We start from the raw sequence: 18,711 nt of genomic DNA, 5'->3' as shown, positions 1-18,711 counted from the left end.
AGAAAGTGTTTTAATAGCCGTTAAAGCAACTATTACAGGCAAACTTGAAACAAAGAAAACCTGAAACCTGAAACAAATTTTTTATGGAACATACACATATAAAAGAAAAAGTAATTATAAAGAAACCAAAACAATCCAGTTGCTGCTGTTCTCATGATGAGCCGGTACATAACGAAAATGACGGACACGATCACGATCACGAACATAATGCCGAAGGAGGATTATTCAAAATGTTCTTGCCGGCGATTATCTCATTTGTTTTATTGCTTACAGGCATTGGACTTGATAACTATTTTCAGCAAAACTGGTTCACGGGTTATGTTCGAATTGCCTGGTATATTGTTGCTTATTTCCCTGTTGGATTACCGGTTTTGAAAGAAGCGTACGAAAGCATTATGAAAGGCGATGTTTTCTCAGAATTTTTTCTGATGTGTATTGCTACAATCGGAGCGTTTGCTATTGGTGAATATCCTGAGGGTGTTGCGGTTATGTTGTTTTATACGATTGGAGAAAACTTTCAGGGATTGGCAGTAAGCCGTGCAAAATCGAATATTAAAAGTTTACTCGATCAGCGTCCTGATGAAGTTAATGTTTTAGAAAATAACGTGGCCACAAAAGTAAAAGCTGCTGATGTTACAATAGGATCGGTCATTCAGCTTAAAGCAGGAGAAAAATTAGGATTAGATGGAGAATTATTATCAGATACAGCTTCGTTTAACACCGCTGCCTTAACGGGCGAAAGCAAACCTGATACTAAAATAAAAGGAGAAACGGTTTTGGCCGGAATGATCAACGGTAATACAATTGCACTTGTAAAAGTAACCACTGCTTACAAAGACAGTAAACTTTCTAAGATTTTAGAAATGGTACAAAATGCGACCACTAAAAAAGCACCAGCCGAATTGTTTATCCGCAAATTTGCCAAGATATATACGCCAATTGTAGTCTATCTTGCCATTGCGATTTGCGTATTGCCATGGCTTTTTGTAGACAATTATGTCTTTAGTGACTGGCTGTACAGGGCTTTGGTATTCTTGGTGATTTCATGTCCTTGTGCATTGGTAATTAGTATTCCGCTGGGATATTTTGGCGGAATTGGCGCAGCAAGTAAAAACGGAATCCTGTTTAAGGGAAGTAATTTTCTGGATAGTATTTCAACTATTCAGAATGTAGTTATGGATAAAACCGGAACCATGACCGAAGGTGTTTTTAAAGTTCAGGAAGTTATTATTCAGGAAGGGTTTGATAAAAATGAAATTCTAAAACTGGTAAATGCCCTGGAAAGTCAAAGTACACATCCCGTTGCTACTGCAGTTCATAATCATGTTGGTCAAATTGATGCCTTAATCGAATTAAAAGATGTAGAAGAAATTTCAGGACATGGCTTAAAAGCGCTGATAAACGGAAAAGAACTGCATGTAGGGAACTTTAAATTAATGGATAAATTCAATATAAAATATGATTTAGATCCCAACGAAGTCGTTTATACTACAATTGCAATTGCTTATGATAATAAATTTGCCGGATATCTGACCATTGCAGATGAAATTAAAGAAGATGCACAAGAAGCGGTAAGCAGGCTAAAATCATTAGGCGTAAAGGTTACCATGCTTAGCGGAGATAAAACGAATGTTGTACAATTTGTTGCGGATAAATTAGGAATCACAAATGCTTACGGGGATTTACTTCCGGAAGATAAAGTAAATAAACTAAACGAAATTAAAGCTAAAAATGAAACTGTGGCTTTTGTGGGCGATGGTGTAAATGATGCGCCCGTTATTGCCCTAAGTACTGTAGGAATTGCAATGGGAGGTTTAGGAAGCGACGCTACAATTGAAACTGCCGATGTGGTAATTCAGGATGATAAACCAAGTAAAATTGCAATGGCAATAAATATTGGGAAACAAACCAAAAAAATCGTGTGGCAGAATATTACATTGGCTTTTGTCGTAAAAGCTTTTGTCCTTATTCTGGGTGCAGGTGGGCTTGCCACCATGTGGGAAGCCGTTTTTGCTGATGTTGGTGTAGCATTATTGGCGATACTAAATGCAGTGAGAATTCAGAAAATGAAGTTTTAAATTATTTCACTTAAATAAAAAATCCCAATTCATTAGTTTGAATTGGGATTTCTGTTTTATGCAATTACTTCTTTAAATGTGTTGGTACCTGAATTTCCCCATTACCAAAAGACCAATTTTCCAAACCATTATTTTCTAACAAAACAATGATTACATTATTGATCAAAATTTGGGTTGATGCAGCAATTCGGGTAGCAATTTGATGATACAATTGCTTCTTCTGTTCTAAAGTTCTTCCTTGTCCGGTGGTAATCTGAATATAAATAATTTCATCAGAATGTGAAACACCAAGGTAACTTTCAGGGTATTTTATCTGATGAGGTTCCAGTTCTTCAATTACATGAAAATAATCATCTTTGGGAATATTAAATTCTGCTATTAAAGAATGATGAATAGATTCTGAAATCGTATTTTTTGTTTCTAACGAAAGCTTTTTGGGTAAACTGATTCTAACGAATGGCATTTTTATGATTTAATGATGTACTAACAAAGATAAAGGCTCTTTTTGAAACAGTAATACGATTTAAAATATAAATCCCTAAAGTAATTTTCGGGATTTATATTTTATGAAATATTATCGTTCAACTTGCGGTTTTGGTAATTTTGCAATTACATCATCTATTGAGAATGTTGCAGGAGCCTGACGCGGCGGAAATTTACGATAGGTTTCCAGATATTTAGATACTTTTGATACGGCTGGCAGAATTAAAAATGCACGATCTATCAGCCATTTTTCATACCCTATAGAACCATCTACTGCATATTCGTACGGATCAGCCAATAAATCGATAGTAAGAGGCGCTCTTAATTTTACCATTGGATTACGCCATATTTCCATTCCTTTTGCATATTGTGCCTGAAAAATATATTTAAAACGATCATCACGATACGCAACTAAATTACCATCATCATCAAAATAGATAAACTCATGACGTGCTGTCCCAGTTTGTCCTTTTAGATAAGGTAATTGATTGTATCCATCTAAATGTACTTTGAAGTTTTTACCACCTTCCTGAACACCATTTTGAGCACTTTGAACTAAGTTTTGATCGCCTCCGGCCGCAGCTACTAAAGTTGGCAGCCAATCTTCGGCCGAAAATAATCCGGTTAAATTGCTTCCGGGTTTAATTACTCCCGGCCAGCGAACAACTGCCGGCGCACGATAAGCACCTTCCCAATTGGTATCTTTTTCAGAACGAAACGGAGAAGAACCTCCATCAGGCCATTGATTTTTCATCGCGCCATTATCAGTAGACCAAATTACGATTGTATTATCAGCAATTTTAAGATCATCTAGTAGTTTTAAAAGTTCGCCAACCATTGCATCATGTTCTACCATTCCGTCCGCTTGCGTTCCAAGACCGGTTTTTCCTAAAGATGACGGTTTAAGATGTGTAAAAACGTGCATTCTCGTACTGTTAAACCAAGTAAAGGAAGGTTTTCCTGCTTTTGCAGATCTTGTAATGAAATCTTTTGCAGCGGCTAAAAATTCTTCATCTACGGTTTCCATTCTTTTTTTAGTAAGAGGCCCAGTATCTTCTACTTTTCCTCCGGCAGTAGCTTTTAATACTCCACGCGGACCAAATGCTTTTTTAAATTCTTCTCCTTTTGGATAATCCGGATTTTCCGGTTCTTCTTCAGCATTTAAGTGATATAGATTTCCAAAAAATTCATCAAATCCATGTTCAGTTGGCAGATATTTATCCTGATCTCCAAGGTGGTTTTTACCAAACTGACCACACACATAACCTAATGGTTTTAAAAATTCGGCAATAGTAGGGTCTTCTTTTTGCAAACCAACAGGTGATCCGGGTAATCCCACTTTTGTTAATCCGGTTCGATAAGGAGATTGTCCGGTAATTAATGCAGCACGACCTGCAGTACAGCTTTGTTGTGCATAATATTGGATAAAAACACCTCCTTCATTACCGATTTTATCGATGTTGGGCGTCATAAATCCCATTAATCCGCGACTATAAGCGCTTACATTTGTAACTCCTACATCATCACCAAAGATGATTAGAATGTTAGGTTTTGATTTGTCTTTTTGTGCCAGACCATCTATTGAAATTCCAAATAACAATAAAAATACTACTATCAATTTCATTGTTATTTTATTCTGCTGTAACTTTTTTAATAAATTCATGGAAATTGTTTTTAAAAGGTTTGAATAAGGGCAAATGAAAATTATAAGAAAATAAACACGTAAAGTTATTTATTCTAAATATTTATTTTTCAAAGTTTTATGTTTCATTTTATAAAATGAAACATAAAAAAAGCCCAATTCATTAGAATTAGGCTTCCTGTTATAATTTTTATTTCCTGAATTATAAAAACGATAATTCTATAAAATTTCCGTTATTTCCAATACTAACTTCAGTAGGATTACTTTCCGAAGGTGTTTGAGTTGGATACCAGTTTCTATTTGGTTTCACCATAATCAATAAACCTTCGTCATCACCAACGGCAGCAAAAAATTCACTATTGGCATTTTTAGAAAAAAATGCTAATCCATGTTGGGTGATTAATTGTTTTCCTAGTTCTAAAGGATTTTCATTCACGATTCCTATTTCACTTATATTTAAAATAGCTTTAGGACTAAATGCTTCTGTTTGTGCATTATCAAGATCATTTCTGGCAATAAATTCTAACAAATTGCCATTATTATCATAGAAATAAATAGCATTGGCATTCCAGTTTTCAAAATTGGTAATCACTTTTTGATCTTCAATAAAAATTAAATCTACTTTGCTTTTACACCATTCAATAGCTTCATCGAGTTTGTTTTCCGGAATATTAAATGCAAAGTGATAAATAGAGTTAAATTGAGGTTTTTCTACGAATTTTAAATTAGAATTTCCAGCCTGGATAGTAACTGATTCTGCTGTTTTTTCTATAATTGGTAGTTCTAAAATGTTTTTATAAAATGCTGTAGTTTCCTGAATATTATTAGTCTGAATCTGGATGTGTGATAACTTCATAATGGTATTTTTTATAAAAGAAGAAAGAGCTTCTTTATGTTTCTAACAAATTTAAAAAATGATAATTGTAGTATGATGCATTAGTCATTTTAAACTTCAATGAAACAATAGTTAATTACGATGAGGAGTTCTTTACTAATACACATTTTTTTAAACGCATATAAAGATGAATTTGAAACTACAATTAAGGTAATTTTATACATCATTTCTATGTTTTTAAAATAAAAAAGCCCGTTTCATGAAGAATCGGGCCTTACAGATCTGAAATTTTTGGGGCAATTTCAAATCAGTTTTATATATGGTGATTATTTCGGCATTGTAGGCGTCATAATTCTTCGTGTTGGCGTACTTAGTGTTTCTATAAAAGCCAATAAATCACTAATTTCCTCTTTGTTTAAATCTAGTTTTTTAAGCATTGGATCTACTTTCGGAATTAGGGAATCTCTTGCAGTTCCCAAATATTTTTTCTGAACAGGCGATGGGTTTCCTAAATTGTACAATTCAACAACATCCAGTAAAGAAGGAAAATGTCCGTGATGCATCCAGGGTTTTGTGTTGGCAACTTCACGAAGTGTTGGCGTTCTGAATTTGCCAATATCTTTTACATCTTTCGTGACATTATAACGTCCGAAATCTTCATTTTTTGTTCCAAATAAAGTTTGTCCGTCATTATGAAACTGATTGTCGCTGAAATAAGGCGTATTGTGGCAATTGATGCATTGGGCTTTGGTTCTGAACAAATGCAACCCTTTTACTTGTTGATCTGTATATGCCTCAGATTTACCGCTAATGAAGTTGTCAAATTTACTTTTCGGACTATTTATAGATCTTTCGAAAGTAGCAATCGCATATTGAATTCTTTGCAGATTCACTTTTTTATCCCCAAATGCTGCTGTAAACAACTCATTATAGCCTTTAATTTTGGCGATTTTATCAACGGCAATCGTCAGTTTTTCGTTCATTTCAAGCGGATCTCCAATCGGGAATTGTGCCTGATCTTCCAGACTTGAAGCACGGCCATCCCAAAATAATGAAGTAGCATACGCCGAGTTTAAAATCGTCATGGAGTTTCGTTTCCCGGTTTGACGGTCGTGACCAAAAGAGCGCGTTAAATTATCTGTCCATCCCAATTCAGGATTATGGCACGAAGCGCATGCAATTTGTCCGCTTGTAGACAGCCTTGGATCAAAAAACAATATCTTGCCCAGACTTTCTTTTTCCTTAGAATACGGATTATAATCCGGGTAGGGAACAGCAGGAAGTACACCAATATCCTGAAATTTAGTTTTATCGATATTTTTATGTAATTCTGCCTCTGGCCATTTTGCAAGATCTCCGCCGGAATATAATTTTCGTAATTCCTGTACATCAATATAATCCGGCTGTTCAACGCTTTTATAGGCTGTTAAACTCAACAGAAGAAGAATAGGGAAGATTAGTTTTTTCAATTTTGTTGTTTTTGATTTTGACTTGTTTTAGGTTTTAGGTCTCAGGTTTCAGTTTTCAGTCTCAGTTTTCAGGTTTCAGTCTCAGTCTCAGTCTCAGTTTTCAGTTTTCAGTTTTAGGTTAGGTCTTCGGTTTTCGAGAACTTTGTCAAAGTTTAAAACTTTGACAAAGTTACTGCGACTGTCAACTGCGACTGTCAACTGCGACTGTCAACTGCGACTGTCAACTGCGACTGTCAACTAAAAACTAAAGCGTAACTTCTTTAGGACAAGGAATATTTAATGCAGCAGGTTTTGGATAAACCCTGTTGTTATACATTCTGTACTGTGTTGAAACGGTTCCTCCAAAAAGTTTATCGTTGGTTAGTTTCAATTCGAATGAAATCTCATATAAACCCGCGCTGATTTCCTTATATGTTCCGTCGCCTGAAATCGCAATTACATGAGTATTTGTAGCACTGGATCCAATGGTGATATCTTGCGGAATCACTAATACGGTTCCCTGTGTTTTGCTGTTTCCGTTTGCCGGAAAAAATTCTAATGCTGAGGTAATATTAAATCCGGGAGAAACGGCTGCGGAGTTATTTTCGTTAGAAAACCACCTTTTTAAACCAAAAGAATTGACTGTATTGGTTCCGGTGGCAACATTAAAACCAATTTTGAAGGCATCATGATATACATCATCATTTGGGTTTGCTGTTCCTTTATCACTATATAATATCGCATTTTCGTTGTCTTTTGTTACGACAACCGGAAATGTCAAAGCATTAAAAGTCTGCCAGGAGCAAGTGCCATTGTTGTTAAACCAATGTTCGCCATAAGTCAGGTAAAATGCATTGGCAGGATCAGAGAATTTCGAAGCCGGATTTGCCTGAATATCTCGCGGTGATTTTATAGGTTTTACGACTGTTATACCTACATTTCCGGTAGCAGTGTAATTTGGAATATTGATTAAATTAATTTTTGTCTCATAACGTGCATCATCATTCTGAATATCTTCCAAAAGTTTTAGATGATACGTTATTGAACTTCTGTTATCGCCATAATCATCATGCGTTAAAGAATATTCAAAACCATTTTGGAATTTAAAAATAGAAGCGTTTTCTATTTCCGAAGGGAAAAATCCGTTAGGGAAATTAACTTTAAAATCGATTGTTTCGCCAATTTCTCCTTTTACAATAAAGTCTTTTACCGGAAAAGTATAAGTGGTGCTTATATCTTGTAAATTAATTGTAAAAATGTCATTTGCGGCATAGGTATTTAAGTTTCCTACGTGAATATTTTCATCAGATGCACGCTCTAATTTTAAGGTAATAGTTTGTTTGTTTGCCCATCTTTTATCAAAAGATAAATAAATGGTATCGGTTAATTTATTGCCCTGAAATACTAATTCGCTGGCAGGTTCCAGCGTAAAAGTGTCCGGATTTCCGGAAGTAAATGCGCTAAAATTTACTGTAACAGGAGTTTTTAAGGTTGTTGAGGTCAGCGTAACAGGAACTTTAAGTATTTTGACTGATTTATTTTCGTAACTGGCAGCAGGCTGAATTGTGGTGCTTACAGCAGGATATTCTAACGGAACTCCGGCACCGCTTGTCAAAAAGTTAAACCTTACAAAAGGATCTATGTTTTGCGCATCTAGCCTGTAATCATCCTTAGAACAAGATGCAAGTGCTATAACAATACTAAATAGGAATATGATTTTAATACGATTCATTTTGTTTCAGGTTTGGGTTAAGGTTAATATTACTTCTTGGTATTGGCAATACAAATTTTGGCGACGGATAGGTAAGACCACAGCTTAGGGCAATACAACCATCATTTCTTGAAATGTCTTTTTTGTTTCGGCCTATGTCAAAAAGTAACTGTCCTTCAAAGCAAAGTTCTTTTCTTCTTTCCAGGAATATAGCGTCTTTTAGATTTTCAGAATCTTTTACAGCACTAGCATTTGATCGGTTTCTGATGGTATTAATGTCACTTTTTGCCTGATCTGTATTGTTAAGTTCAAAAGCAGCCTCCGCACGTATTAAATATTGTTCACTTAATCTAAAAGCAGCATAACCGGGATTTCCCTGAAACTTTTTAGTAAAATAATAATTTAAATTTACAGGCTGGAGACTAACGATTGTCGAAATTGGCACTACCAGAAATAATTGCTTTCTAATATCTGAGGCTTCGTATAAATCTATTAAATCCTGCGAAGCCGCATAATTACCATAAACTGTTGAAGAAGTATATCCGTAAAATGCAGATAGCGAACCGCTGGCTCCACCTTCGTTAGTTCTGGGTATCGTGAATTCGAGAAGGATTTCTGAAATTGGAAGATCTGGCTCTGCCCATTGCGAAATATAAGCAGCAGAACTTACCAGGTTTACGCCTGAATTTGTAATGACATCATTTGCTGTATCATAGGCATTTTTCCAGTCTTTTTTAGATAAATAAACTCTTGCCAGTAATGCTTTTGCGCTTGTTTTACTAAAATAAGAATAAACAGGGCCGCTCAAAATTTTTGCATCAGAATAAAGATTTAAAGCCGTATTGATATCGTCGATAATAAAAGCATAAGTATTAGCCACAGTTTCTCTTGCAGGATATACAAGGCCTTTGTTTATAGAAGCTTTGGTATAAATAATGCCCAAATGTGACGCATTTTCTGTATAACCATAATTTTGGCTGTATACTTCGCTTAATAAAAAGTGTGCATAAGCCCTAACTGTCAAAGCTTCGGCTTTTATTTGATTTTTTTCTGCTTCGGTAGCATCTGTCAGTGCATCTGTAAATTCTAATATTAAATTTGACTGATTGATAACGGTGTAACTATTGTTGTAAAAAGAAGCAAGATTAGAATTGTTTGGCTGATCATCAAACGAATATAGGTTTGATACGCCTTCGAGAATGCTAACTTGCCCTTTTGAACTTTCACTTCGCGAAGGCGTAAATTTTAGATTCCCGCCCTGAAGATCAGCATATACTGCGAAATTCCCGCCGCGCAAAGTAGATTCAAGTGATCTGTACATTCCGTTTACCGCTTGCAGAACACCTTCTTTTGTTTTTAATTGTTCTGTAATCGAAATTTGTGTTCCGGGTTCCTGTTCTAAGAAGTCACTGCAGCCGTGCAATAAAAATACCAGAACAAAAAAAGCTGGAAGTTTAACCGCATTTATATTTTTAAAGTATTTCATTATTTTAAAATTTAGTATTAATGCCACATGAAATGGTTCTGGCTTGTGGATAATTGTAACTGAATTCTCTGATGCCATTCATTCCTGAAGGACTTTTTTCTTTGTACCAATACAATACATTCGAGACATCTGCAAAAATGGTCAATGTATCAAGAAAAGTATTTTTTACAGGAACATTATAGCTTAAGTTAATATTACTGATTTTGACATAAGTAGCATCATATACATATTTGCTCATATTAGAAAGCAGTGTATTATTGCTTGGGGCAGGCTGTGAGACAATATCTCCCTGATTTCTCCAGTAATCGTATGCATTTACAGACATATTTCTATTGGAAGTAATGCTGTATTTAGAAATAATTTCATCAGAGATTAATTTATCACCGCCCAATTGAAAAGCACCATTTACTGTTAAAGTGATGTCCCTAAATGAAATTCTGTTACCAAAACCACCAAAAGCTTTTGGCTGCGTATCCCCAATTGGTTCCCAATCTGCATTGGTAAACAATCTGTTATAAGTTGCCGCATCATAAACCTGACCGTTTTTTCTAATTAAGTCACGGCCTGTAGCAGGATCAACACCTATCCAGTTTACGCCCCAAATTGTCGATGTGCTGTATCCTGTTTTTTGTGCCAGCGCAATATTTGCCAAAGAATAATCGCTTCCTAAACCAACCAAATTGGTCACTTTGTTTTCTACGGTAGAGATATTAAAAGTCGTACTCCATTTAAAATTTTCTTTTTGAAACCATTTAAATCGGGTTGTCAATTCAAAACCTTTATTGTACATATCAGATGCATTTAACTGTACGGTACTGTATCCGGTTTCTGTTGGAATATCGCGTGATGTAATTAAATCAGATAAATTGTCATAATAATATTCAAGCGAAAGTTCTACAGTATTGAAAACATTGAACTCAAATCCGGTATTGAATTTTAAGTTTTTCTCCCAGCTTAAATTTCCGTTAGGAGACACACTTGAACCAGCGCTTAAATCGCCATTATAACCGTTTTGAACAACAGTATAAAGTCCTTTTGAGCGGTATGAACCAATTCTGGAGTTCCCGGTTGAACCATAACTAATTTTTAATTTCAGGAAATCTACCCATGAACTTGATTGCAGAAAATCTTCGTTGCTCATAATCCATGCTAAGCCTGCACCGCTGTTTAAGGCAACATTTGTATCATCACCAAAAACAGAACTTTCGTCACGCCTGATGTTTGCCAAAGCATAATATTTCTTTTTGTAATTATAATTTACCTGGGCAAATGCCGAAACTCTCGAATTATAACTTATTTCATTACCTCTAACTTGTCTTGCTTTTGATTCATCTACGTTAGGAGTTGCAGTATTATCATCCTGCAGAGCATCTGCGATATTGTTAAGTACATTTGGGTTCACAAAACCGGATGCTGAAGCGTAATCAAAATTTATCTTTTCTTCGCCAAGTTCAAATCCTATTACACCATCAATTTTGTTGTTTTTATTGATTTCTTTTTCAAACAACATTTGTCCCTGCCAGTTCCATTTTGTTGAATTTCGGTTATTAAAAAGCCTTCTTCCCCAGTTAGGATATGTTTCTCCACCTAAAACAAATGTGCTGTTATTTTGTCCGCTTTCATTTTCACCTGAAAAATAACGATCCTGCTCTTTATCGACATAATCAATACCAAATAAGGTGGCAAATTTTATGTTTTTATTCAATTCATACCCTAAATTAAGACTTCCTAAAATTCCAAAAGTCTCCGTTTGATTTCTGTTTTGCTCAATCGCAGCAAATGGATTTCCTCCGGTGTTTCCGCCCGAAACTCCTAATTTAGAATAACTTCCATCAGCATTATACGGTGAAATGGTAGGGAGATAAGCGAAATCATAAAAAACATTTGGTGCATCTTTTTTAATAAAACTTGGATTTAAAGATAGATTCACATTCCATTTTGAATGTCTGTATCCCAAATTAATTCCCCCGTTAAGCTGTTTTGTTGTATTGCCCAATTGAGGTTCGTCAATATTTAAATACGTTAAATTTGTTCGGTATGAAAACTTTGAATTAGCTCCTGAAACGCTAAAATTATATTTATTATAAATTCCTGTTTTATTTAATAAATCAAACCAGTTTGTATCCACGCCGTTGTAGGGAAGAAGCGCACTTCCCGGAGAAGTATTTTTTAGATAATCGTTTCTTAGTTCTGTATACTGATTTCCGTTTAAGTATTTAATCTGATTAATTGCAGATGAAACTCCCAATTGATTTGAAAATCCAAACTTGGCTTTTCCAACTTTTCCTTTTTTGGTAGTAATTAAAATTACACCATTTGCACCATCAGCACCATAAATACCAACAGCCGCAGCATCTTTAAGAACTGTAAAATCCTCAATATTATCAGTAGAAATCATCGCTAATGGATTTGATAATCCTTCGGCTAATCTTCCTCCATCAAAATATTGACTGTCAATACCACTTTGTTCGCTCATGATTACACCATCAACAATAATCAATGGCTGTGTCGAAGTACCTAAAATAGAACCTGATAAGGACTTTAAAGTACCTTGACCGCGAATGTTAATTTTTACAGGTCCGCCAACTCCGGATGTATTTTCGATTAAGACACCCGCAACTTGTCCTTCAAGCATTTTATCAATACTTTCAGATGCTTGCTGAACCGGAATATCTTTTGCATTTATGCTTGAAATACTTCCAACAATTTCCTCTTTTAATTTTGTGGTTCCGTAAGATGAAGTAATAACCACCTGATTCAATTCGTCTGTGAATTCTTCCAGATAAAATGAAAACTCTTTTTTATTATCTGCTTTTACAGTTTGGGATATCATTCCTAAAAAACCCGCTTCAAGCACCATATTGTTGATGTTGTTTCCTTTTAACTGATACACAAATTTTCCGTTAAAATCAGTTATAGCACCCATTCCGGTTCCTTTTATGCGAATTGTTGCTCCTGGAAGCGGCTGTTTGTCTTTGACATTATAAACCGTTCCGGTAATAAACCTTTCTTTTTCATCAGAAGAAATAGAAGTTGAAGCAGGAGCAGAGTTCGTTAATAAAACCTGCTTTTTCTGGATATAAAACGAAATATTTTTCCCTTCAAATAATTGCGTCAAAACGGCTTCTAAAGATGCATTTTGAACATTAATATCTGCCAGCTGATCAGCATCAATTTTTCTTGCATTATAAATAATCCTAAAATCAGTTTGTTCTTCAATCGATTTAATAATCAAACTGATAGGTTTGTTTTTTACTTGTAATGTTATGCCTTTATTCTGAGAAAAACCTTTAAAACAGGATATGATCAGGGCTAGGAAAAATAGCATTTTCCTTAAATTGGGTATCGTAAAAGTCATGTTTATTTAGTTATGGAAGATTGGTAATGGTAATCGTATTTTCTTTAATCGAATACTTAAACGGCGTGTCACGTTTTAGAAGTTCTAAAATGTTTTCGACACTGGATTCACTAATTTTAATGCTGCCAGTAAAATTCTGCTTGGCCAAAACAGTATTTTCATTTATAATTTCGACGTCGTAAGTACGTTGAATTATTTTAGCGATTGTTGAAAATGGGGTATCCTTAAAAGCAAGTTCGCCTTTTGTCCATGCCGAATAAAAAGTAGGATCAACCGCTTTTGTTGTAATTTTTTTAGAATTATTATTCCAGGTTGCCATTTGGTTTGGCGCAAGCAAAACTGTATTTAGTTTGTTTTCGACTTCATACATTTTGATACTTCCTTCGACCAAAGTACTGTTTACACTTGGATTTTCAGGATAAGCACTAATGTTGAATTTTGTACCCAGAACTTCAATATCAACCTTATTGGCGTTGACAATAAACGGGTGTTTTTTGTCTTTGGCGACATCAAAAAAAGCTTCTCCGTTCAGGTAAACATTTCTTTTTCCGTTGATGCCAAACTGCTCCGGATAACGCAAAGTTGTCCCTGAATTTACACTTACAACAGTTCCATCAGAAAGTGTGAGTTTGAATTTTTTCCCGTAAGGAACTTTAAGCGTATTGTAAACCACTTCCTGATTCTTTACTTTCCCAAAATAAATAATGTGGTTTGTAAATTTCTTTGCAATCAAATCGCCTTTGTCGTTTACTAATTTCGTTTGATTGTCTTTGGTAATATATTCTGAACGTCCATCAGCCCATTCGAGCACAATTTCTTTTGAGGCTGATTTTGTTTTTTGACTAAAGTCCAAAGCTAATTTTCCTAACCCAAATAAAACTAAAAATACAGCAGCATATTTTAGATACTGAACTGATTTCTTTTTTGGCTTAATTGAAATTACCGGAGTTAATTCTTTCGAAACATCTTCAGAAAGTGCCGCTAAAGCCCAGGTTTTTTTTAAAGCGATAAAGTGTTTTTTATTTTCTTCAGAAGCATCAATCCATTCAAAAAGGGTTTGAACTTCTTGTTCTGAAGCTTCATTAGAAAGGTATTTATAAATTATTTCTGATGTCATCTTTGAGTTTTTAAACTTCTCGTTTTAGTAAGTACACTTCAGAAATAAAATACCCTACCTTTTATTTTTAATTATTACAAATAAGAATAAAAATCAGAAACAAATAATCGGATAATTTCGTTTTTAAAATCTTCAAAGCCTTTGTCATATGGGCTTCTACAGCTTTTAACGTTACTTGCATTTCCTCAGCGATTTCTGCATTTTTTTTATTTTCAAAACGTTTTTTTATAAAAACTTCACGGGTTTTAGGCGGAAGATCGCTTATTGATTCGTGAATTAAACGTTCTAATTCTGTTAATTCTAAAGTATCAAATTGTACTGAGTTCAGGATTTCAATATCCAGTTCTCTTTCTTTTTGATTTAAAATATCGTTCTTGAATTTATCCTTCACTTTATTGTGCCGTATCATATTAAGGCATTTTGATTTAGCATACGTATACAAAAAAGATTGTATTCCGTTTATGGATTCCACATTTTCTCTGGCCTGCCATAAGTATAAAAAGGCTTCTTGTGCAAGATTTTCGGCTTCTTCTTTATCATAAATAAACTGAATGCTGAAAGCAGTGATTCTGCGAAAGTATTTGTCGTAGAAATAAGTAAAAGCAGCTTCGTCTCCTTCTTTGAAAGATTCAAAAAGATTTAATTCGAAACTGGTATTATCATTCATTATAAAGAATCACTTTTGTGGGAGCAAGATAAGTACAATATTAAAAAATGCCTTTTTTTGCTTTGAAAGCGGCAAATATAAAAGTTTATTTATATTAATTCTAAATAAAATTCAAATAAAGGTCATTTGGAAAAATATTATTCAGAATAAGTGTAAAATTTTTAAATTCGATTTGTTATATCATTAAATTTAAACTTGATTTTTATGTCATTGCACTATATTGTAAACTTAAATTAAGCGAAATAACCTTAATTTGAATGCATTTAAAAATAAAATAATAAGAAATGAAAAAATACAGTATCACTTTAACGCAATCTTTTAAGATTGCATTTTTTATTCTGGCGGGTTATTGCAATCCTGTTTTGGCACAACAGATTATCGCAGTAAATACAAAAAGCAATGCGCTTGTTTTGCAGGTAAATCCGGGAAAAGAAGTGAATACAATTTATTTTGGTGAGAAATTAGCAAATGATTTTGAATACGTAAAAATGGAAAGTCAGTTTCGCCAGGGAACAGATTATACCGGAATTTACAACTCAGCTTATACACCGTCCGGTTCAAAAAACCTGTTGGAACCTGCCATTGCAATAACGCATGCTGACGGGAATACTTCGCTGGATTTGTTATATCTGGATCATAAAACGACTACGATAAGTACAGGAGTTTCCCAGACAGAAATTATACTGAAGGACAATGTTTATCCTGTTGAAGTTCATTTGTTTATTCTGGCGTATTACGATACGGATGTTATCGAACAATGGACAACGATTAAACACAATGAAAAAGCAAATATTACATTAAACAAATATGCTTCGGCCAATTTATATTTAAAAGGATACAGCAATTTCTGGCTCAACCAGTATCACGGAGAATGGGCAAAAGAAATGCAGCCGGAAGAAACGAAACTGACTCACGGTATAAAAGTTTTGGACTCGAAACTGGGAACACGTGCAAACCTGTTTCAACCATCAGTATTTATGGTTTCCCTGGACAAACCGGCGACAGAAGAAGAAGGAAAAGTGTTGTTTGCCGGTCTGGAATGGTCAGGGAATTTTAGAACTGATCTTGAACTGGACCCGTTAAACAACCTGCGGGTTATTTCAGGAATCAATAATGCGGCAGCAGCTTATACACTGGCTAAAAATGAAGTATTTACAACGCCAAAATTTTGGTACACATTATCGGCTAAAGGAAAAGGAAGCGCAAGCCGTAATTTGCATGATTGGTCCAGAAGTTATAAAATATTAGACGGTAAAGGAAGCCGTTTAACCTTACTGAACAATTGGGAAGCTACCTATTTTACTTTTGATGAAGAGAAACTCAAAGTACTTATTGGCGATAGTAAGAAATTGGGCGTAGATATGTTTTTGCTGGATGACGGATGGTTTGGTAATAATTATCCGCGTAATAATGATGCAGCAGCTTTAGGGGATTGGGAAGTCAACAAAAAGAAATTGCCAAACGGAATTGGAACTTTGGTTAAAACAGCAAAAGAGAATCAGGTGAAATTTGGAATATGGATCGAACCTGAAATGGTCAATCCGGCGAGTGATTTGTATAAAAAACATCCGGAATGGATCATCAAACAACCCGGAAGAGCTGAGCATTATTTCCGTAATCAATTGGTTCTGGACTTATCGAACCCAAAAGTTCAGGATTTTGTTTATGGTGTTGTAGACCATCTTTTTACTGAAAATCCGGAATTGGCATATATCAAATGGGATTGCAATGCTGTGATCTACAATGCATATTCAAGTAATTTGAAAGACAAACAAGCTAATTTTTATACTGATTATGTCAACGGACTTTATAAAGTTTTAGAACGTATTCGTATAAAATATCCAAAAGTACCTATGATGCTTTGTTCCGGTGGGGGCGGCAGAGTAGATTATGCCGCTTTAAAATACTTTACTGAGTTCTGGCCAAGTGATAATACAGATCCTTTAGAACGTATTTTTATACAATGGGAATACTCGTATTTTTATCCTGCGTTGACTCTTGCCGCACACGTAACAGATTGGGGAAAACAGCCCATAAAATTCCGTACAGATGTTGCCATGATGGGCAGACTTGGTTTTGATATTGTCGTTAAGGATTTAAACGAAAAAGATTTGGCTTTTTGTCAGCAGGCCATAAAAAATTATGGTGTATTGAGCAATACTATTTGGCAAGGAGACCAATACCGTTTGCAGAACCCGTGGGATAATGATGCTGCAGCTGTAATGTTTGTGAATAAAAATGATAACGAAGCCGTTGTGTTTAATTATGCAGTTAATTCCCGTTATGATGCAGGAACACATCTTCCTGTAAAATTAAAAGGATTACAGGCCGCACAAAATTATAAAGTAGAAGAAATAAATGTGTATCCGGACAAAAAAACAGCAGTAGAAACGGCTGTTTATTCGGGTGATTTTTTAATGCAGGTTGGTATTAATCCAAATGTAAATGCTTCGAATACAAGCGTTGTATTAAAGATTACAAAAGCTTAAATAAAGTCCTGACAGGTTCCTAAAACCTGTCAGGGCTCTCTCATAATTTAAATTTAAAAACCTTTACGGTTAAAATTCCTCCATCCAAAACCTATCAATAACAAATTGAAAAGCAGTAATGGCAAAAATGCTTTTGCAAAACTTATTTCTGAAGGATCATTGAATGTTTCGACAAATTTTGACCAGTTTTCTTTATTAACTGCGGCATTATCAAAGATTTTTGGATAGAAATACAATCTCATTTTTTCATGGAATTGCTTTGTTGCTTTCAAAAATAAAAGCTGGTTTCCCAAATCAGATTGTGCAATTTCATTAAGCTGAATCTGCGTATGCAATGTAGGAATGAATTGCGCAATAAGCTGACTGGCCTTGTTTCGTTGCTGCAATTTATTTTCTAATTCCTGTGATTGTTTTGCTGAGTCATCGTCGCCCGCTTGTTGCATGGCATAATACCAAAGCCAGCTGAATTCAGTATTTGGCAGCGGATAATGTGCAAACTGAGGATAATGCTGATAGAATTTATCCATCGTAAATTTTTTATCCATATCCCATTTTTCATGATAGGCATTTCGTTGTTTTACAGTAAGTTCCAACGCTTCTGGTATTGGATATTTGTTAACAATGTATGTATTGATTATTGCCGGCAAAATGATAATAAAAAACAACCAGATTGTCAATAAAATAACAGCATTGAAGTTTGAATTTCTCTGTAAGGAAACAATAAAAAAACTTACGGCAAACCAAAAGAGAATATATAAAATTCCCAGTCCGTAAAAGGTAAAAAGAGATTTATCAAATGGGATATTCAGGAACAATACAGCAATAAAAAGCACGATTGTTAGTACCGCAATCAGCATTAAAATTCGGATATAGAATAAATTCAAAATGTATAAAAAAGTGTTATCACTTTGAGTTGCGACAATTTTCCAGGTGCCGCTTTCTTTTTCTTCCGAAACCAGATTGTACGAAAATGCAATAATTAAAAGCGGAAAAAGATAAATAAGCACAAAACTAAAATCGATATTTCCGGATAACAGATTATTCGGGTTGTTAAGTTCCGCATCATATTTCTGACCTTCCAGCCCACGAATCGTAACACTTTGTATCGATGGATTTACATCTCTTTGACCAATCGCCAGACTATTAACAGGCAATGTTTTGTTTACTAATGAAAACTTGATGTAGTAGAGCAGAAGCCCCATTTCATCTTTATGAAAAGCAGCATTTCTGGCAATATGCTCTTTTTGATACATTGCTGCTTCTCGAATATTATTTTGTTGTTTTTGCTGAAATTGCTGTCCAGTCAAAAGACTTATAAAACAGATAACCAAAAGGAAAATCAGTCCAATTTTGGTTCCTTTGGAGCGTATGAAATTTTTAAAAAGTAATGCTAACAT

General features: G+C 34.7%; 12 protein-coding genes. 2 read left to right on the top strand and 10 right to left on the bottom strand.

Features of this window, described 5'->3' with window-relative positions; genetic code table 11:
* The first annotated feature begins 83 nt into the window (after nt 1–83).
* Nucleotides 84–2,078: a heavy metal translocating P-type ATPase gene (locus RC62_RS18635; RefSeq protein ID WP_055097812.1), complete on the top strand. Its 1,995-nt coding sequence runs from the start codon at nt 84–86 to the stop codon at nt 2,076–2,078.
* 64 nt (nt 2,079–2,142) lie between these two features.
* Here RC62_RS18635 and RC62_RS18630 read toward each other — a convergent pair whose 3' ends face one another.
* The 9 genes from RC62_RS18630 to RC62_RS18590 form a co-directional block, all read right to left on the bottom strand.
* Nucleotides 2,143–2,541, bottom strand: a complete 399-nt coding sequence (locus RC62_RS18630) for a tautomerase family protein (RefSeq protein WP_055097811.1) — start codon at nt 2,539–2,541, stop codon at nt 2,143–2,145.
* A gap of 111 nt (nt 2,542–2,652) precedes the next feature.
* Nucleotides 2,653–4,224: an arylsulfatase gene (locus RC62_RS18625; RefSeq protein ID WP_082421325.1), complete on the bottom strand. Its 1,572-nt coding sequence runs from the start codon at nt 4,222–4,224 to the stop codon at nt 2,653–2,655.
* A gap of 181 nt (nt 4,225–4,405) precedes the next feature.
* Nucleotides 4,406–5,059 carry a VOC family protein gene (locus RC62_RS18620; protein WP_055097810.1) on the bottom strand — a complete coding sequence of 218 codons (654 nt, stop codon included), beginning with the start codon at nt 5,057–5,059 and terminating at the stop codon, nt 4,406–4,408.
* Nucleotides 5,060–5,364: 305 nt separating this feature from the next.
* Nucleotides 5,365–6,507 (bottom strand): cytochrome-c peroxidase, encoded by a 1,143-nt coding sequence (locus RC62_RS18615; RefSeq protein WP_082421324.1) that lies wholly within the window; start codon nt 6,505–6,507, stop codon nt 5,365–5,367.
* Nucleotides 6,508–6,751: 244 nt separating this feature from the next.
* Complete coding sequence (locus RC62_RS18610) at nt 6,752–8,218, bottom strand: hypothetical protein (RefSeq protein ID WP_157472581.1); 1,467 nt, start codon at nt 8,216–8,218, stop codon at nt 6,752–6,754.
* The gene (locus RC62_RS18605) at nt 8,205–9,683 is read right to left on the bottom strand and encodes a RagB/SusD family nutrient uptake outer membrane protein (protein WP_157472579.1); all 1,479 of its coding nucleotides are present in this window, start codon (nt 9,681–9,683) and stop codon (nt 8,205–8,207) included. The genes RC62_RS18610 and RC62_RS18605 overlap by 14 nt, the downstream gene beginning before the upstream one ends.
* A 4-nt stretch (nt 9,684–9,687) precedes the next feature.
* Complete coding sequence (locus RC62_RS18600) at nt 9,688–13,011, bottom strand: SusC/RagA family TonB-linked outer membrane protein (protein ID WP_245176847.1); 3,324 nt, start codon at nt 13,009–13,011, stop codon at nt 9,688–9,690.
* A 40-nt stretch (nt 13,012–13,051) separates the two neighbouring features.
* Nucleotides 13,052–14,158 carry a FecR family protein gene (locus RC62_RS18595; protein WP_055097806.1) on the bottom strand — a complete coding sequence of 369 codons (1,107 nt, stop codon included), beginning with the start codon at nt 14,156–14,158 and terminating at the stop codon, nt 13,052–13,054.
* Between the two features lie 67 nt (nt 14,159–14,225).
* On the bottom strand, nt 14,226–14,825 hold the full coding sequence (locus RC62_RS18590) for an RNA polymerase sigma-70 factor (RefSeq protein WP_055097805.1): 600 nt from the start codon (nt 14,823–14,825) through the stop codon (nt 14,226–14,228).
* 284 nt (nt 14,826–15,109) lie between these two features.
* Here RC62_RS18590 and RC62_RS18585 point away from each other — a divergent pair, with 284 nt between their 5' ends.
* Entirely contained in the window at nt 15,110–17,314 is a 2,205-nt protein-coding gene (locus RC62_RS18585) for an alpha-galactosidase (protein ID WP_055097804.1), read from the top strand.
* A 53-nt stretch (nt 17,315–17,367) separates the two neighbouring features.
* Here RC62_RS18585 and RC62_RS18580 read toward each other — a convergent pair whose 3' ends face one another.
* A complete protein-coding gene (locus RC62_RS18580) occupies nt 17,368–18,711 on the bottom strand; it encodes a DUF3526 domain-containing protein (RefSeq protein WP_055097803.1) in 1,344 nt (447 codons plus the stop codon).

Origin of the sequence: Flavobacterium aquidurense, assembly GCF_001404985.1 — a bacterium.
In the GTDB taxonomy this organism is placed as follows: domain Bacteria; phylum Bacteroidota; class Bacteroidia; order Flavobacteriales; family Flavobacteriaceae; genus Flavobacterium; species Flavobacterium aquidurense_B.
This window is presented reverse-complemented; position numbering and strand designations above follow the sequence as displayed.